The organism is Enterobacter cloacae complex sp. OE43NF (assembly GCF_023544405.1).
Taxonomy (GTDB): Bacteria; Pseudomonadota; Gammaproteobacteria; order Enterobacterales; family Enterobacteriaceae; genus Enterobacter; species Enterobacter cloacae.
Window position 1 is genome coordinate 72,662 of the sequence record NZ_JAMJFW010000010.1, and the last position, 16,368, is coordinate 89,029.

Genomic DNA, 16,368 nt, shown 5'->3' on the forward strand with positions numbered 1-16,368 from the left:
TGTCAACTCAGTTTCCGCCAGGGCATACGGAGGGAAATTTTTACAAAAAACGCACGAGTCTCTTCCGGTCATCGACAAAAGATGATTAAATGAATACTCACTTATTTTGCATAAACATGCATCGAGAGCGAAAGCGGTCTCTAATCAGTCAATCACGCAGGGTTTTATTTTATGACGACGATTCTCAAGCATCTTCCGGTAGGACAACGTATTGGCATCGCTTTTTCAGGCGGCCTGGATACCAGCGCTGCACTGCTGTGGATGCGCCAAAAGGGAGCGGTTCCGTATGCATATACTGCGAACCTGGGTCAGCCGGATGAGGACGACTATGATGCCATTCCTCGTCGTGCTAAAGAGTATGGCGCAGAGAACGCACGTCTGATTGATTGTCGTAAGCAGCTGGTCGCCGAAGGTATTGCCGCTATCCAGTGTGGCGCGTTCCATAATACCACCGGCGGTCTGACCTATTTCAACACCACCCCACTGGGCCGTGCCGTGACCGGCACCATGCTGGTTGCCGCCATGAAAGAAGATGGCGTGAACATCTGGGGTGACGGCAGTACCTATAAAGGCAACGACATTGAACGTTTCTATCGTTATGGCCTGCTGACCAACGCCGAGCTGCAGATTTACAAACCGTGGCTGGACACCGATTTTATCGATGAGCTGGGCGGCCGTCATGAAATGTCTGAATTTATGATCGCCTGCGGCTTCGACTATAAAATGTCCGTCGAAAAAGCCTACTCCACTGACTCCAACATGCTGGGCGCAACGCACGAAGCAAAAGATCTGGAGTTCCTGAACTCCAGCGTGAAAATCGTTAACCCAATCATGGGCGTGAAATTCTGGGATGAAAGCGTCAAAATCCCGGCAGAAGAAGTGACCGTGCGTTTCGAGCGTGGCCACCCGGTAGCCCTGAACGGCAAGACCTTCTCTGATGATGTGGAACTGATGCTGGAAGCGAACCGCATCGGCGGTCGTCACGGCCTGGGTATGAGCGATCAGATCGAAAACCGTATCATCGAAGCGAAAAGCCGTGGCATCTATGAAGCCCCGGGGATGGCGCTGCTGCATATTGCCTATGAGCGTCTGCTGACCGGCATTCACAACGAAGATACCATCGAGCAGTATCACTCCCATGGCCGTCAGTTGGGTAAACTGCTGTATCAGGGCCGCTGGTTCGATCCACAGGCACTGATGCTGCGTGATGCCCTGCAGCGTTGGGTGGCAAGCGCTATCACTGGCGAAGTCACTCTGGAACTGCGTCGCGGGAATGACTACTCCATTCTGAACACTGTGTCTGACAACCTGACCTACAAAGCAGAACGTCTGACCATGGAAAAAGGTGAATCCGTGTTCTCACCTGATGACCGTATCGGCCAGCTGACCATGCGTAATCTGGATATCACCGATACCCGTGAGAAGCTGTTCAACTACGTTGAGAATGGCCTGCTGTCAGCCAGTTCCGGCAACGGCCTGCCGCAGGTTGAAAACCTGGAGCACAGCGATAAGAAGTAATCGAGAGAAGACATCCAAAAGGCGCCCAACAGGCGCCTTTTTTGTAGCCTTCGTAGGCCCGGTAAGCGCAGCGCCACCGGGCAATGGCGGGTGGCGCTGCGCTTACCCGCCCTACAAAGGATCAGATCCACAGAATACAGACGAAAAAAAAGACGTCTTTCGACGTCTTTTTTCTGGAATATTGGTACCGAGGATGGGACTCGAACCCACAAGCCCGTTAGGGCACTACCACCTCAAGGTAGCGTGTCTACCAATTCCACCACCTCGGTACGGAATACTTACTGCGGGATATCGCTGGTTGGCTTAGCCGGTGCAGCTGGCTGAGTCTGCTCAGTTTTCGCTGGCGCGCTCAGGTTTTCCCACTCGCTTCCTTTGCTGGTCTTGTTGCTGTTGATATTGCCAAGCACCAGGCTGATGATGAAGAACAGCGTAGCCAGAATCGCTGTAGTACGGGTCATGAAGTTCGCAGAACCACTTGAACCGAACAGCGTACCGGAAGCGCCTGCTCCGAAGGAGGCTCCCATATCAGCGCCTTTACCTTGCTGCAGCATAATCAGCGCTACGAGAGCGATGGCTACAATAAGGAAAATAACTAAAAGAGCTTCGTACATAATCAACCTGTTCCTTGCGGATTTGCCGCATACCAATGCTTCGACCAATTAGCAGGATTTTTGTTTCCCACTGAAGCGGGTGTGAATACTAACCAAAGCGAATGACCTTCGCAAGGGCAATTTTGACGCATTGTATCAACTGCAGAAAAAAACAGCAAAAAGCCATTAAATGCTTAAAACTAAGGCGGCAAGCGCCGCCTTTTTAAACACTTACTGTGAAAAGTTATGCAGCTTTTACAGCATCTGCAATACGGTGCGCAAATTCAGTCACCTGCGCTTCGTCTTCGCCTTCCACCATCACGCGGATCAGCGGTTCAGTACCTGACTTACGCAGCAGGACACGCCCACGGTTGCCAAGCGCAGCCTCAACGTCTGCCATCACCGCTTTGACGTTATCATTTTCCAGCGGATCGCCTTTGCCTGCGGTGAAGCGCACGTTCACAAGGATCTGCGGGAACATTTTCATGCCGCTGCAAAGATCGTGCAGGCTCATATGGTTACGTGCCATCGCGGCAACAACCTGAAGCGCTGCCACAATGCCGTCACCGGTGGTGGTTTTGTCGAGCAGGATCACATGGCCGGAGTTTTCAGCGCCAATGCGCCAGCCTTTCTCCTGCAGTTTTTCCAGCACGTAGCGGTCACCCACCTTCGCGCGAACAAACGGGATCCCCAGCTGTTTCAATGCCAGCTCCAGACCCATGTTGCTCATCAGCGTGCCAACCGCACCACCGCGCAGCTGTCCCTGACGCAGACCTTCACGCGCAATAATGTAGAGGATCTGGTCGCCATCGACCTTGTTCCCTTCGTGGTCAACCATGATCACACGGTCGCCGTCGCCGTCCAGGGCAATACCCAGGTCCGCTTTTTCTGCCAGCACGCGTGCCTGCAGGGCACGAACGTCCGTCGCACCAACCTGTTCGTTAATGTTCAGACCATCAGGCTCACAGCCGATGGTGATCACTTTCGCCCCAAGCTCGCGGAAAACATTCGGCGCAATGTGATACGTCGCGCCGTTTGCACAGTCCACCACAATTTTGAGGTGAGCCAGGCTTAGCTCGTTCGGGAAGGTCCCTTTGCAGAATTCAATGTAACGACCAGCCGCATCGACAATACGGTTTGCTTTGCCCAGCTCAGCGGAATCAACACAGGTGATCTCTTTTTCCATTTCGGCTTCGATCGCCTCTTCCACATCATCCGGCAGCTTGGTGCCATCGATGGAGAAGAACTTGATACCGTTATCATAGAACGGGTTATGTGAGGCGGAAATCACGATGCCGGCTTCCGCGCGGAAGGTACGCGTCAGATAGGCGACAGCAGGTGTTGGCATTGGGCCAGTAAAGGATGCTGAAAGCCCGGCAGCGGCGAGACCGGCTTCCAGTGCGGACTCCAGCATATAGCCGGAAATGCGGGTGTCTTTGCCAATGATGATCTTACGCGAGCCATGACGTGCCAGAACCTTGCCAGCAGCCCAGCCAAGCTTAAGCACAAAATCAGGGGTGATTGGAGCATCGCCTACGCGCCCACGGATACCATCGGTACCAAAATATTTACGATTACTCATAGCGTTTCTTTTCCTTCGCTGCCAGTGTGGCTTCCACCACACGCATGGCTTCTACTGTTTCTTTAACATCATGGACACGGATAATATGCGCGCCTTGCATTGCTGCAATCACCGCGCAGGCCAGACTGCCGCTCAGGCGTTCACTCGGCCCGACATTCAGCAACTGCCCAATCATCGACTTTCTCGACATGCCAACCAGCAACGGCAGGCCGAAATGATGAAACTCGGATAAACGCGCAAGCAACGCATAATTGTGGGAGAGATTTTTACCGAAACCGAACCCCGGGTCGAGCAGCAATTTCTCTTTTGCGATACCTGCACGTTCACAGCGTGCAATATGCTCAATAAAGAAGCGATTCACATCCGCAAAGACATCCTCATACTTAGGCGCATCCTGCATCGTTTTCGGTTTTCCCTGCATATGCATCAGACAAACCGGCAGCCCGGTTTCCGCAGCCGCTTCAATCGCCCCCGGCTCGGTCAGAGAGCGGATATCATTGATGATGTGAGCACCCACTCGCGCCACTTCACGAATCACCTCTGGCTTAGACGTGTCCACGGATATCCACACCTCAAAACGTTGTGCGATGGCTTCAACCACCGGCACCACACGCGCCAGTTCTTCCTCCACTGAAACCTCTGCCGCCCCCGGACGCGTCGACTCACCGCCAACGTCAATGATGGTAGCGCCCGCGTTGATCATCAGATTGGCGTGCTTAACCGCCTCAATAAGCGTGTTATGCGTACCGCCATCTGAGAAGGAGTCAGGGGTAACATTCAGGATCCCCATCACATGCGGATGTGAGAGATCGAGATGCGAGTCCTGGGCGAAAAGTTTCATGGCTAAATCCCTGGTATTAATGTGGTTAAACAGAAAAGAAAAACCCCGGAGCAAGCTCCAGGGTTTGAGGTACAGACACACTCGCCAACAGCAGTGACTTACTTGTCGCCCAACTGTTCTGACATGGTGTTACCCGGGTTCGGCGTACGCGGTTCATCAACCGGACGCGGCGCACGCGGGGTGCCATTGTTGTCAGAATTGTTGGAAGCGCCTGGGTCTTCCCAGCCTGCTGGCGGACGCACTTCGCGACGAGCCATCAGGTCGTCAATCTGCGGAGCATCGATGGTCTCATATTTCATGAGCGCATCTTTCATCGAATGCAGGATGTCCATATTGTCGTTCAGGATCTGACGTGCGCGACCGTAGTTACGTTCAATCAGCGCTTTCACTTCCTGGTCGATGATACGAGCCGTTTCATCAGACATATGTTTCGCTTTCGCCACAGAACGGCCCAGGAATACTTCGCCCTCTTCCTCTGCATAAAGCAGTGGACCGAGTTTGTCGGAGAAGCCCCATTGGGTCACCATGTTACGCGCCAGGTTTGTCGCCACTTTAATATCGTTGGACGCACCGGTAGAAACATGTTCCGGACCGTAGATAATCTCTTCCGCCAGACGACCGCCGTACAGGGTTGAAATCTGGCTTTCCAGCTTCTGACGGCTGGCGCTGATCGCGTCGCCTTCAGGCAGGAAGAAGGTCACACCCAGCGCACGACCGCGCGGAATGATCGTCACTTTATGCACCGGATCGTGTTCCGGCACCAGTCGACCGATAATCGCGTGGCCCGCTTCGTGGTATGCCGTGGACTCTTTTTGCGCTTCCGTCATCACCATGGAGCGACGTTCCGCACCCATCATGATTTTGTCTTTCGCTTTTTCGAATTCCACCATCGACACTACACGTTTGTTACCGCGAGCGGCAAACAGTGCAGCTTCGTTGACCAGGTTAGCCAGGTCCGCACCGGAGAAGCCCGGAGTACCGCGCGCAATGATTGCCGCGTCGATATCTGGCGCCAGCGGTACGCGACGCATGTGCACTTTCAGAATCTGTTCACGACCACGAACATCCGGCAGACCGACCACAACCTGACGGTCGAAACGGCCTGGACGCAGCAGCGCAGGGTCAAGAACGTCCGGACGGTTAGTTGCCGCGATAACGATAATACCCTCGTTACCTTCGAAGCCGTCCATCTCAACCAGCATCTGGTTCAGGGTCTGCTCACGTTCATCGTGACCACCGCCCAGACCAGCGCCACGCTGGCGGCCTACGGCGTCGATTTCATCGATGAAGATAATGCACGGTGCTGCCTTTTTAGCCTGCTCGAACATGTCACGCACACGAGAAGCACCGACACCCACGAACATTTCTACGAAGTCAGAACCTGAAATAGTAAAGAACGGTACCTTCGCTTCACCCGCGATGGCTTTCGCCAGCAGGGTCTTACCGGTACCCGGAGGGCCGACCATCAGGACGCCTTTCGGGATCTTACCGCCCAGCTTCTGGAAACGGCTCGGCTCGCGCAGGTATTCAACCAGTTCACCCACCTCTTCTTTTGCTTCGTCACAACCGGCGACGTCTGCAAACGTGGTTTTGATCTGATCTTCCGTCAACATACGCGCCTTGCTCTTACCGAACGACATGGCACCTTTGCCACCGCCGCCCTGCATCTGGCGCATAAAGAAGATCCAGACGCCGATAAGAAGCAGCATCGGGAACCAGGAGATGAAGATAGAAGCCAGCAGGCTCGGTTCTTCTGGCGGCTCACCTACCACCTTGACGTTTTTAGTCAGAAGGTTATCAAGCAGCTTAGGATCGTTCACCGGGATGTAAGTCGTGTAACGGTTACTATCTTTCTTGGTAACGTTGATCTCACGTCCGTTGATACGCGCTTCGCGAACCTGGTCCTGATTGACCTCCTGCAGGAAGGTAGAATAATCCACCTTGCGGCCATTCGACTCGCTGGGCCCAAAGCTCTGGAATACTGACATCAGCACAACGGCAATGACCAGCCAGAGTATTAGGTTTTTCGCCATGTCACTCAAGGGATTAACCTCATATTACAACTGTGTTAAAAACAGCGTCAGGATACTCTATATCCAGTGTCATTCAAACTTTCGTCTGAAATCTACCGGTTATCATTTTCGCCCGGTCGCTACAATATACACTTCACGGGAACGGGCCCGGGAAGAGTCCGGCTTACGAACTTTAACCTTCGCAAACAGGGAGCGAATTTCCTTAAGATACTCCTCGAAACCTTCGCCCTGAAACACCTTCACAACAAAACTACCACCAGGCGCTAGTACATCACGACACATTTCTAACGCTAGCTCCACCAGATACATGGCGCGGGGGATATCCACCGCCGGTGTTCCACACATATTTGGTGCCATATCCGACATGACAACCTGGACCTTACTGTCACCAACACGATCAAGTATCGCTTTCAGCACTAATTCATCACGAAAGTCGCCCTGAAGGAAGTCGACACCAACGATGGGATCCATTGGTAAAAGATCGCATGCGATGATGCGGCCCGTGCCGCCAATCTGCGTTACCGCATACTGCGACCATCCGCCAGGTGCCGCACCGAGGTCAACCACCGTCATCCCCGGCTTAAAAAGTTTGTCACTTTGCTGTATTTCATCAAGTTTAAACCAGGCACGGGAACGCAACCCCTTTTTCTGTGCCTGTTGAACATATTTATCGCTAAAGTGTTCCTGAAGCCAGCGGCTGGAGCTGGCAGAACGCTTTTTACCTGTCATTTAACATTTCCGTCCTGGTTCATCGTTGCTTGCCTGTGACGTAAATTTCTACGCAGCTATTTGGCGATATAAGGGAGATGGCGGTAGAATGAACCGTTTTCAATCCCAACGTAAGCAAAAATATACGATGAATCTGAGTACTAAACAAAAACAGCACCTTAAAGGTCTGGCACATCCGCTCAAGCCTGTAGTCATGCTTGGCAACAATGGTTTGACCGAAGGGGTGCTTGCCGAGATTGAACAAGCGCTGGAACACCACGAGCTGATCAAGGTGAAAATTGCCTCTGAAGACAGAGACACGAAGAACTTGATCGTGGAAGCCATCGTGCGCGAAACCGGTGCCTGTAACGTGCAGGTCATCGGTAAAACGCTGGTGCTCTATCGCCCAACTAAAGAGCGTAAAATCTCGCTGCCACGCTAAGGATATCCTGAATTAAACACATTTTCTGTGTAAAACGAGGGATTTCTGTCAGCAGGTGAGCAAAATGCCATGCTCCTTGAGTTGATAAAAGGCCGCTATGCGGCCTTTTTCCTTTCTTTACAATGTATCAACATCTTCGTGGAGAGGCGAATTACAGGTACTCAACCTTAATAATTTCGTATTCCACTTCGCCACCCGGGGTACGGATGGTCACGACATCGTCCTGCTCTTTGCCAATCAGGCCGCGAGCAATCGGTGAGTTCACTGAAATCAGGTTCTGTTTGAAGTCTGCTTCATCGTCACCCACGATGCGGTAAGTCTGCTCTTCGTCAGTGTCCAGGTTCAGCACGCTAACGGTCGAACCAAAGATCACACGCCCATTGTTTGGCATTTTGGTGATATCGATAACCTGCGCATTGGACAGCTTAGCTTCGATATCTTTAATACGCCCTTCACAGAAACCCTGCTGCTCACGCGCCGCGTGGTATTCAGCGTTCTCTTTCAGGTCGCCATGCTCACGCGCTTCCGCGATAGCGGCGATGATTTCAGGGCGACGAACAGATTTCAGGAAATCCAGCTCTTCGCGCAGTTTTTCGGCACCACGTAAGGTCATCGGAATAGCTTGCATTTGTTATACCTCTTAAACATTCCTGTTGGGAGCAGTGTTCCCTGCCCCGGCCCTCGTGAGCGGGCCAGAAGCAAAAAGAAAACCGACCCGGGAGCAACGCCCCAGGTCAGCAGCAATTTTCAATTTGATACGTATTTTACCGCGAAGTTCACTATGGGTCATCGTTTACTTTGCAGTGCCATGCACCGTAGTATGACGGTTTGTTTTCGGGTTGTTAGCGCGAGATTATGCGATTTTCCAGATTTATCATCGGATTGACTACCAGTATAACGTTCAGCGTTCAGGCCGCGAATGTTGATGAATACATTAATCAGCTCCCTGCCGGGGCCAACCTTGCTCTGATGGTGCAGAAGGTCGGCGCGCAGGCACCTGAGATTGACTACCACAGTCAACAAATGGCGCTGCCTGCCAGTACTCAGAAGGTGATCACTGCGCTCGCTGCCCTGCTTCAGCTTGGTCCTGACTTCCGTTTTACCACGACTCTTGAGACTAAAGGAGAGGTTAAAGACGGTGAACTGAAAGGCGATCTTATTGCCCGTTTTGGCGGTGACCCCACCTTCAAGCGTCAGGATATCCGCAACATGGTGGCGGTGCTGAAAAAATCTGGCGTGCAGAAGATCGATGGCAACGTGTTGATCGACACCTCCATCTTTGCCAGCCACGATAAAGCGCCGGGCTGGCCGTGGAACGACATGACGCAGTGCTTTAGCGCACCGCCATCGGCAGCGATTGTTGATCGTAACTGCTTCTCGATTTCGCTTTACAGCGCGCCAAAACCGGACGATTTAGCGTTTATTCGCGTGGCGTCTTACTACCCGGTCACCATGTTTAGCCAGGTCCGAACGCTGGCAAAAGGCTCCCCGGATGCGCAATATTGCGAACTGGATGTGGTGCCCGGCGACCTTAACCGCTTCACGCTTACCGGTTGCCTGACGCAACGCGCCGATCCCCTCCCGCTGGCCTTCGCCATCCAGGATGGCGCAAGCTACGCGGGCGCAATTCTCAAGGACGAACTGAAACAGGCTGGGATCACCTATACCGGTACCCTGCTCCGCCAGACGCAGGTTAATCAACCCGGCACGGTTGTCGCCAGCAAACAGTCTGCACCGTTGCACGATTTGCTAAGGATCATGCTGAAGAAGTCTGACAATATGATCGCCGACACCGTGTTCCGCATGATTGGTCACGCGCGTTTTGGCGTTCCGGGAACCTGGCGTGCGGGTTCCGACGCTGTGCGTCAGATCCTTCGTCAGCAGGCGGGGATCGATCTGGGCAACACCATCGCTGTCGATGGTTCCGGGTTATCACGTCACAATTTGATCTCCCCGGCAACCATGATGCAAGTGCTTCAGTACATTGCACAACATGACACTGAGCTAAACTTTATTTCGATGCTGCCACTTGCCGGGCATGACGGTTCACTTCAGTACCGGGCCGGTCTTCACGCGGCCGGTGTGGACGGTAAGGTATCAGCCAAAACAGGTTCACTGCAGGGTGTTTACAACCTTGCAGGCTTCATCACCACCGCCAGCGGGCAGCGTCTGGCATTCGTGCAGTATCTTTCCGGCTATGCCGTCGAACCGGCCGACCAGCGCAATCGCCGTATCCCGCTGGTGCGCTTCGAAAGCAGGCTTTATAAGGACATCTACCAGAATAACTAGCGATGAAACTACTTATAGTTGAAGACGATCTGTTATTACAGGAAGGGCTGGCGCTGGCGCTGTCCAATGAAGGCTATGCCCTCGACTGCGCCGCCACGGCGGCAGAGGCGGATGCCCTGATCCAGAGCGGTGAATACAGTCTGGTGATCCTCGATCTGGGCCTCCCGGATAAAGACGGGGCCACGTTGTTAAGCCAGTGGCGGCGTCGCGGTGTTGACAACCCGGTGTTGATCCTGACGGCGCGCGATGCCATCGAAGATCGTATCAACGGCCTGGATTCCGGCGCGGATGATTATCTGGTGAAGCCGTTTGCCCTTGCAGAGCTACAGGCGCGCGTGCGGGCGTTAATTCGCCGCTATCAGGGGCACAGTGATAACTTACTGACCGACGGTGATATTACCCTGAATCTGCAAACTCAGCAGGTGCTGTGCCAGTCTCTGCCTGTTGAGGTCACACCGAAAGAGTTCGCCCTGCTTACGCGTCTGATCATGCGTAGCGGGCAGACGGTACACCGTGAAACCCTCCAGCAGGATATCTACTCCTGGCAGGACGATCCGGGGTCAAATACCCTTGAAGTCCACATTCACAATTTGCGACGCAAACTTGGCAAAGACCGGATAAAAACCGTTCGTGGCGTGGGTTATCGTCTGGAGAGACAGAAATGAACAGTATGCGTCGGCGATTAATGGTTTTGCTGGCGGTGATCCTGTTATTTTTCCAGTTGATAAGCGTGATTTGGCTGTGGCATGAAAGCCGCGAACAGATTGGCTTTCTGGTCAATGAAACGCTGTCTGCAAAGGCACGTAACAACCATGTCGAAAAAGAGATCCGCGAAGCGATTGCCTCGCTGCTGGTCCCTTCCCTGGTGATGGTCGGTTTTACCCTGCTCTTCTCCTTCTGGGCAGTCACCTGGATAACTCGTCCGCTGAATCAATTGCGGGCCAGTCTGGCGAATCGTTCGGCGGACAACCTCACTCCGCTGCCCATGTATTCAGACATGGAAGAGATTGGCGCCGTCACAACCTCTCTGAACCAATTGCTCGCCAGGCTTGATCACACCATTCAACAGGAAAGGCTCTTTACCGCCGATGCCGCGCATGAACTGCGAACCCCACTCGCCGGGATCAGATTGCATCTGGAACTGATGGCACAGTCAGGTTCGCCACAGGCTTCAGCATTAATCAGCCGTATCGATCAACTCATGCATACCATTGAACAGCTGCTGATGCTGGCGCGGGCCGGGCAGGCAATGGCGAGCGGCCACTACGAGACGGTAAACTGGACAGACAATATCATCACCCCGCTTGGCCTTGAGCATGAAGCCAAAGAACATACGGTGATATGGCCGGCCAAAAGTCCGCTAACGGTGCAGGGGGACGCGGTGCTTCTGCGACTCATGCTGCGTAACCTGCTGGAGAATGCCGGGCGTTATAGCCCCGCAGGGACCACCATCACAGTGACATTGACCGCACAGGACGGCGGTACGCGGGTTAGTGTTATCGATCAGGGTCCCGGTATTGATGAAGCACACCGGCAGTCAATTACCGAGCCGTTCCGTCGTCTCGATCAGCGCTACGGTGGCAGTGGCCTGGGTCTGAGCATTGTGCAACGCATTGTGCAGCTTCACCACGGAAAGCTGACGCTGGAGAATGCCGCAGAAGGCGGACTCATTGCCAGTTGCTGGCTGCCTTCAACGTTAGAATAAAAAAAGCCCCTGTATCAACAGGGGCCTTATCGGGTCATTAGTGCTTGTAGATGAACTCGACGCCTTCTTCGTCGTCTTCATCCCAGTCGTCGTCCCAGTCGTCTTCCTCTTCCGCTTCCAGCTCTTCAAGCTGTTGACGGTGGTAGTCATCCCACATGAATTCGACTTTTTCAGGCTGCTTCGCTTCTTCCGCCTGAACAACCGGGTTCTCGATGATAAAGGTCATCACATCCCAGCAGAGATCTTTTACGCCAACCTGGCTTGCCGCAGAGATCAGGTAGTATTTCTCTTCCCACCCCATCGCTTCAGCAATGGCTTTCGCTTTTGCTTCCGCTTCGGCTTTATCCATCAGGTCAATCTTGTTAAAGACCAGCCAGCGCGGTTTGTTCGCCAGTTTCTCGCTGTATTTCTCCAGCTCGCCGACGATGATACGGGCATTTTCTACCGGATCGGACCCGTCGATCGGATCGATATCGATGAGGTGCAGCAGTACACGGCAGCGCTCAAGGTGTTTCAGGAAGCGGATACCCAGACCGGCACCTTCCGCTGCGCCTTCAATCAGACCCGGGATATCGGCAACCACAAAGCTCTTCTCGTTATCCATACGGACAACGCCCAGGCTTGGCACCAGCGTGGTAAACGGATAGTCCGCTACTTTTGGCTTAGCGGCAGAGACGGCGCGAATAAAGGTGGATTTACCAGCGTTTGGCATCCCCAGCATCCCCACATCGGCCAGCAGCATCAGCTCCAGCTGCAGGTCGCGCTTATCGCCCGGCGTACCCATTGTTTTCTGACGCGGCGTACGGTTGACGGAAGATTTGAAACGGCTGTTGCCCAGACCGTGCCACCCCCCTTTTGCAACCATCAGACGCTGACCGTGTTTGGTCATGTCGCCCATAGTCTCACCGGTACCCTGATCGATCACACGCGTACCCACCGGTACCTTAATGGTGACGTCTTTACCACGTTTACCGGTACAGTCACGACTCTGGCCGTTCTGGCCACGCTCAGCGCGGAAAGATTTTTCGAAACGGTAGTCGATCAGCGTGTTGAGGTTCTCATCCGCCTCCAGCCATACGTCACCGCCGTCGCCGCCATCGCCGCCGTCAGGGCCACCACGAGGAATATATTTTTCACGGCGGAAGCTTACGCAACCGTTGCCGCCATCACCTGCCACGACCAGGATCGTCGCTTCATCAACAAACTTCATTTTACTCTCCGTAAATCATTCGCCTGAGCGGGGACCGCTTCATTTTTGCGCCAACGCCCCCAGAGACGATGACCAATGGCGGAATACATCGCGCCCGCAACCACGACAAACGCACCGAGATAGCCCAACAGGTTGAGCATCGGTCTGACGAAGACATCGGGCCAGGCCATTGATAACAAATCTGAAAATAACAGCGTAAACAGCGGAGTGAGCGTAATCAATGCGCTCACCTGTGCTGCCTGCCAGCGCGCCATTGCTTCGGCCAGCGCGCCATAACCGACCAGCGTATTCAGCCCACAAAATATGAGGCACGCCAGCTGCCAGTCGCTAAGCAGGGTGATCACCCCCGGCTTCGCTAACGGCAATAATGCTATTGTACACAAAGTGTACAGCAAAAAGAGGATCTGCTGTGAGGCAAGACGACGCAATAACACCTTTTGCGCGACGCCATAGCTCACCCAAACCGTTGCTGCCCCCACACCGAAGATTACACCCCAGGTGTAATCGGTCAGGCGGGTAAAAATCTCTATCAGGCTGGTATTGAAGAACATTACCAGGCCACATAGCAGCATGCTCGCCCCGACGATCTGCGTACCGCGCATCTTCTCCTTGAGGATAACGACGCTGGCAACCATCATGCCGACCGGTGAAAGTTGACCAATCACTTGCGACGCCGTCGGGCTGAGATATTGCAGGGAAGAACTGAACAGAATGAAGTTACCAAACAGTCCCCCCGTCGCGATAGCCAGTAATACCAGCCAGCGCGGTTTACGGAAGAGACGCAGGGGCGGAAGCTTGCCTTTAACAGCAAGGATGGCACCCAGGCCGATACTTGCCATCAGAAAGCGATAAAACACCACCGTAGGCGGTTCCATCACTTCCAGTACCTGCTTCATTGCAATTGGCAGCGCACCCCAGCACATTGCGGTTGTGAGCGCCAAAAGAATTCCAATGCCGGCCTGCTGCTTCATGCCCGTTTTCCCTACAGAAAAAATTACCGGGTTTCCAATGTAAAAAGCCCCGCAACAGGTTGCGGGGCTTTAATCCGTTACCGGACCGAGAAAACCTTACTCAGCAACGATGCTGATGTATTTACGGTTGTTCGGGCCTTTAACTTCAAATTTCACTTTACCGTCTGCTTTAGCAAACAGAGTGTGGTCACGACCGCAACCTACGTTGTTGCCAGCGTGGAATTTGGTACCACGTTGACGAACGATGATGCTACCCGCCAGAACGGATTCGCCACCGAAACGCTTAACGCCCAGGCGTTTAGCTTCTGAATCGCGACCGTTACGTGTGGAGCCGCCAGCCTTTTTATGTGCCATTTAAATCTCTCCTCAGGTCTTAGGCGCTGATGCCAGTAATTTTCACATCAGTGAACCACTGACGGTGGCCCTGCTGCTTACGGTAGTGTTTACGACGACGAAACTTAACGATTTTAACTTTCTCGCCACGACCGTGAGCAACAACTTCAGCTTTGATAACGCCGCCATCAACGAAAGGAACGCCGATTTTGACTTCTTCACCGTTTGCGATCATCAGAACTTCTGCGAACTCAACAGATTCGCCAGTTGCGATGTCCAGCTTTTCCAGGCGAACGGTCTGACCTTCGCTTACTCGGTGTTGTTTACCACCACTTTGGAAAACCGCGTACATATAAACTCCGCTTCCGCGCACATCCTCGTATGAATCAGAGTGCGCTATAAATATTCACAATAGGGCGCGAATATTACGCAAAACGCGAGCCTTTGACAAGTGCTACCATCAATACATGAAGAAAAAAAACACAACACGTACGGTAGCGTTTATCTGAGCCGTTTTTTCAGTACAATCAGCAATACTATTGATAAACCGAAACCCTTCGTTACCCCATCAAAGATGGGATAAACAGGATAAAAAGCCCGGCTTTTGCGATGAATTTAGAAAAAATCAACGAGTTAACCGCGCAAGATATGGCGGGTGTGAATGCAGCAATCCTGGAACAACTCAACTCTGATGTTCAGCTAATCAATCAGTTGGGCTATTACATCGTCAGCGGCGGCGGTAAACGTATTCGCCCGATGATTGCCATACTGGCCGCCAGAGCCGTGGGTTATCAGGGAAAGGCTCATGTCACTATCGCAGCACTGATCGAATTTATTCACACTGCGACGCTTCTGCATGATGATGTTGTGGATGAATCAGACATGCGTCGTGGCAAAGCCACGGCAAACGCCGCCTTCGGCAACGCAGCCAGCGTTCTGGTCGGTGATTTTATCTATACCCGTGCCTTCCAGATGATGACCAGCCTCGGCTCTCTGAAAGTGCTGGAAGTGATGTCTGAAGCCGTTAACGTGATCGCGGAAGGCGAAGTGCTGCAGCTGATGAACGTCAACGATCCTGACATCACCGAAGAAAATTACATGCGCGTAATCTACAGCAAAACCGCGCGCCTGTTTGAAGCCGCGGCGCAATGTTCCGGCATTCTGGCTGGCTGTACCGCTGCGCAGGAAAAAGGGCTGCAGGACTATGGCCGTTATCTGGGGACCGCATTCCAGCTGATTGACGATTTGCTGGACTACAGTGCTGATGGCGAAACGCTCGGCAAAAACGTCGGCGATGACCTCAACGAAGGTAAACCGACCCTGCCGCTGCTCCATGCCATGCACAACGGATCCGCTGACCAGGCGAAAATGATCCGTGAAGCGATTGAGCAGGGAAATGGTCGCCATCTACTGGAACCGGTACTGGAAACAATGGCCATCTGCGGCTCGCTGGAGTGGACGCGTCAGCGCGCTGAAGAAGAGGCGGATAAAGCCATCGCGGCACTGCAGGTCATTCCAGACAGCCCATGGCGCGATGCGTTAATCGGCCTTGCCCACATCGCCGTACAGCGCGATCGTTAACCTCTCGCTTCTCCCCGCGGCCTTCGCGGGGAGATTTCAATAAGTTCTTATAAATTCCATATTCGCGTAAAATCATCGGTTTACAGACCGCATGAATAAAGCCATGTCTTATTCTGAATATTCCTTCAAGTAACGCGAACTTTTTAGAGCCTGTGTTCAAAATGAGTATAGTAACCCCGTCGTTTCGGTAGAAATGACGTGGGTGATTACGAACACAAGGACAGCTTTATGGATATGAAATTTATCGACTGGCACTCAGCAGATATTATTGCTGCGCTGCGCAAAAAAGGAACATCGCTCGCCGCTGAATCACGTCGCAATGGATTGAGCTCATCAACGCTGGCAAATGCCCTGACTCGCCCCTGGCCAAAGGGTGAATTGATTATTGCATCGGCGCTGGAGACGCACCCGTGGGTCATTTGGCCCTCGCGTTACCACGATCCTATTACCCATGAGTTTATTGACAGAACACGTATGATTCGCCAGAAAAAAACCAGGAAAGAGCAAGCGGTCTGACGCGCTTTTTTTTGACAGGAACAGCAACCCCCCGGCCATCTCTGGCAGG

The 16,368-nt window shown here is 53.1% G+C and carries 17 protein-coding genes and 1 tRNA gene; 7 read left to right on the forward strand and 11 right to left on the reverse strand.

Annotated features, from left to right (window positions below):
- The first annotated feature begins 171 nt into the window (after positions 1-171).
- A complete protein-coding gene (gene argG / locus M8370_RS06945) occupies positions 172-1,518 on the forward strand; it encodes an argininosuccinate synthase (protein WP_029883387.1) in 1,347 nt (448 codons plus the stop codon).
- A 182-nt stretch (positions 1,519-1,700) separates the two neighbouring features.
- On the opposite strand, the gene M8370_RS06950 is transcribed toward argG, so the two are convergent.
- From M8370_RS06950 to rlmE, 6 genes are all read right to left on the reverse strand, one after another.
- Positions 1,701-1,787: transfer RNA gene (locus M8370_RS06950), tRNA-Leu, on the reverse strand.
- Between the two features lie 9 nt (positions 1,788-1,796).
- Positions 1,797-2,129: a preprotein translocase subunit SecG gene (gene secG / locus M8370_RS06955; protein ID WP_003861803.1), complete on the reverse strand. Its 333-nt coding sequence runs from the start codon at positions 2,127-2,129 to the stop codon at positions 1,797-1,799.
- 223 nt (positions 2,130-2,352) lie between these two features.
- Entirely contained in the window at positions 2,353-3,690 is a 1,338-nt protein-coding gene (glmM, locus tag M8370_RS06960; RefSeq protein WP_013098919.1) for a phosphoglucosamine mutase, read from the reverse strand.
- Complete coding sequence (gene folP / locus M8370_RS06965; protein ID WP_020687345.1) at positions 3,683-4,531, reverse strand: dihydropteroate synthase; 849 nt, start codon at positions 4,529-4,531, stop codon at positions 3,683-3,685. Before folP ends, glmM begins: the two co-directional genes overlap by 8 nt.
- A 98-nt stretch (positions 4,532-4,629) precedes the next feature.
- Positions 4,630-6,564 carry an ATP-dependent zinc metalloprotease FtsH gene (ftsH, locus tag M8370_RS06970; protein WP_013098921.1) on the reverse strand — a complete coding sequence of 645 codons (1,935 nt, stop codon included), beginning with the start codon at positions 6,562-6,564 and terminating at the stop codon, positions 4,630-4,632.
- Positions 6,565-6,666: 102 nt separating this feature from the next.
- Positions 6,667-7,293, reverse strand: a complete 627-nt coding sequence (gene rlmE / locus M8370_RS06975; protein ID WP_250020700.1) for a 23S rRNA (uridine(2552)-2'-O)-methyltransferase RlmE — start codon at positions 7,291-7,293, stop codon at positions 6,667-6,669.
- Between the two features lie 127 nt (positions 7,294-7,420).
- Here rlmE and yhbY point away from each other — a divergent pair, with 127 nt between their 5' ends.
- Entirely contained in the window at positions 7,421-7,714 is a 294-nt protein-coding gene (yhbY, locus tag M8370_RS06980; RefSeq protein ID WP_014833438.1) for a ribosome assembly RNA-binding protein YhbY, read from the forward strand.
- 151 nt (positions 7,715-7,865) lie between these two features.
- On the opposite strand, the gene greA is transcribed toward yhbY, so the two are convergent.
- A complete protein-coding gene (greA, locus tag M8370_RS06985; protein WP_013098923.1) occupies positions 7,866-8,342 on the reverse strand; it encodes a transcription elongation factor GreA in 477 nt (158 codons plus the stop codon).
- A gap of 227 nt (positions 8,343-8,569) precedes the next feature.
- On the opposite strand from greA, the gene dacB reads away from it, so the two are divergent.
- From dacB to pmrB, 3 genes are read left to right on the forward strand one after another with little or no spacing between them, the layout of a single operon-like run.
- Entirely contained in the window at positions 8,570-10,003 is a 1,434-nt protein-coding gene (dacB, locus tag M8370_RS06990) for a serine-type D-Ala-D-Ala carboxypeptidase (RefSeq protein ID WP_045293570.1), read from the forward strand.
- Between the two features lie 2 nt (positions 10,004-10,005).
- On the forward strand, positions 10,006-10,668 hold the full coding sequence (pmrA, locus tag M8370_RS06995; RefSeq protein ID WP_013098925.1) for a two-component system response regulator PmrA: 663 nt from the start codon (positions 10,006-10,008) through the stop codon (positions 10,666-10,668).
- A complete protein-coding gene (pmrB, locus tag M8370_RS07000; RefSeq protein ID WP_029883388.1) occupies positions 10,665-11,708 on the forward strand; it encodes a two-component system sensor histidine kinase PmrB in 1,044 nt (347 codons plus the stop codon). The genes pmrA and pmrB overlap by 4 nt, the downstream gene beginning before the upstream one ends.
- A 37-nt stretch (positions 11,709-11,745) precedes the next feature.
- Here pmrB and cgtA read toward each other — a convergent pair whose 3' ends face one another.
- The 4 genes from cgtA to rplU form a co-directional block, all read right to left on the reverse strand.
- Positions 11,746-12,918: an Obg family GTPase CgtA gene (gene cgtA, locus M8370_RS07005; RefSeq protein ID WP_014833442.1), complete on the reverse strand. Its 1,173-nt coding sequence runs from the start codon at positions 12,916-12,918 to the stop codon at positions 11,746-11,748.
- Positions 12,915-13,889: a DMT family transporter gene (locus M8370_RS07010; protein ID WP_250020701.1), complete on the reverse strand. Its 975-nt coding sequence runs from the start codon at positions 13,887-13,889 to the stop codon at positions 12,915-12,917. Before M8370_RS07010 ends, cgtA begins: the two co-directional genes overlap by 4 nt.
- Positions 13,890-13,985: 96 nt before the next feature.
- Positions 13,986-14,243 (reverse strand): 50S ribosomal protein L27, encoded by a 258-nt coding sequence (gene rpmA / locus M8370_RS07015; protein WP_004385076.1) that lies wholly within the window; start codon positions 14,241-14,243, stop codon positions 13,986-13,988.
- A 19-nt stretch (positions 14,244-14,262) separates the two neighbouring features.
- Positions 14,263-14,574, reverse strand: coding sequence for a 50S ribosomal protein L21 (rplU, locus tag M8370_RS07020; protein ID WP_003025032.1), 312 nt, complete (start codon positions 14,572-14,574; stop codon positions 14,263-14,265).
- Between the two features lie 257 nt (positions 14,575-14,831).
- On the opposite strand from rplU, the gene ispB reads away from it, so the two are divergent.
- Positions 14,832-15,803, forward strand: coding sequence for an octaprenyl diphosphate synthase (gene ispB, locus M8370_RS07025; RefSeq protein WP_013098929.1), 972 nt, complete (start codon positions 14,832-14,834; stop codon positions 15,801-15,803).
- Positions 15,804-16,031: 228 nt separating this feature from the next.
- The gene (gene sfsB, locus M8370_RS07030) at positions 16,032-16,319 is read left to right on the forward strand and encodes a DNA-binding transcriptional regulator SfsB (protein ID WP_057071236.1); all 288 of its coding nucleotides are present in this window, start codon (positions 16,032-16,034) and stop codon (positions 16,317-16,319) included.
- The last annotated feature ends 49 nt before the right edge of the window (positions 16,320-16,368 follow it).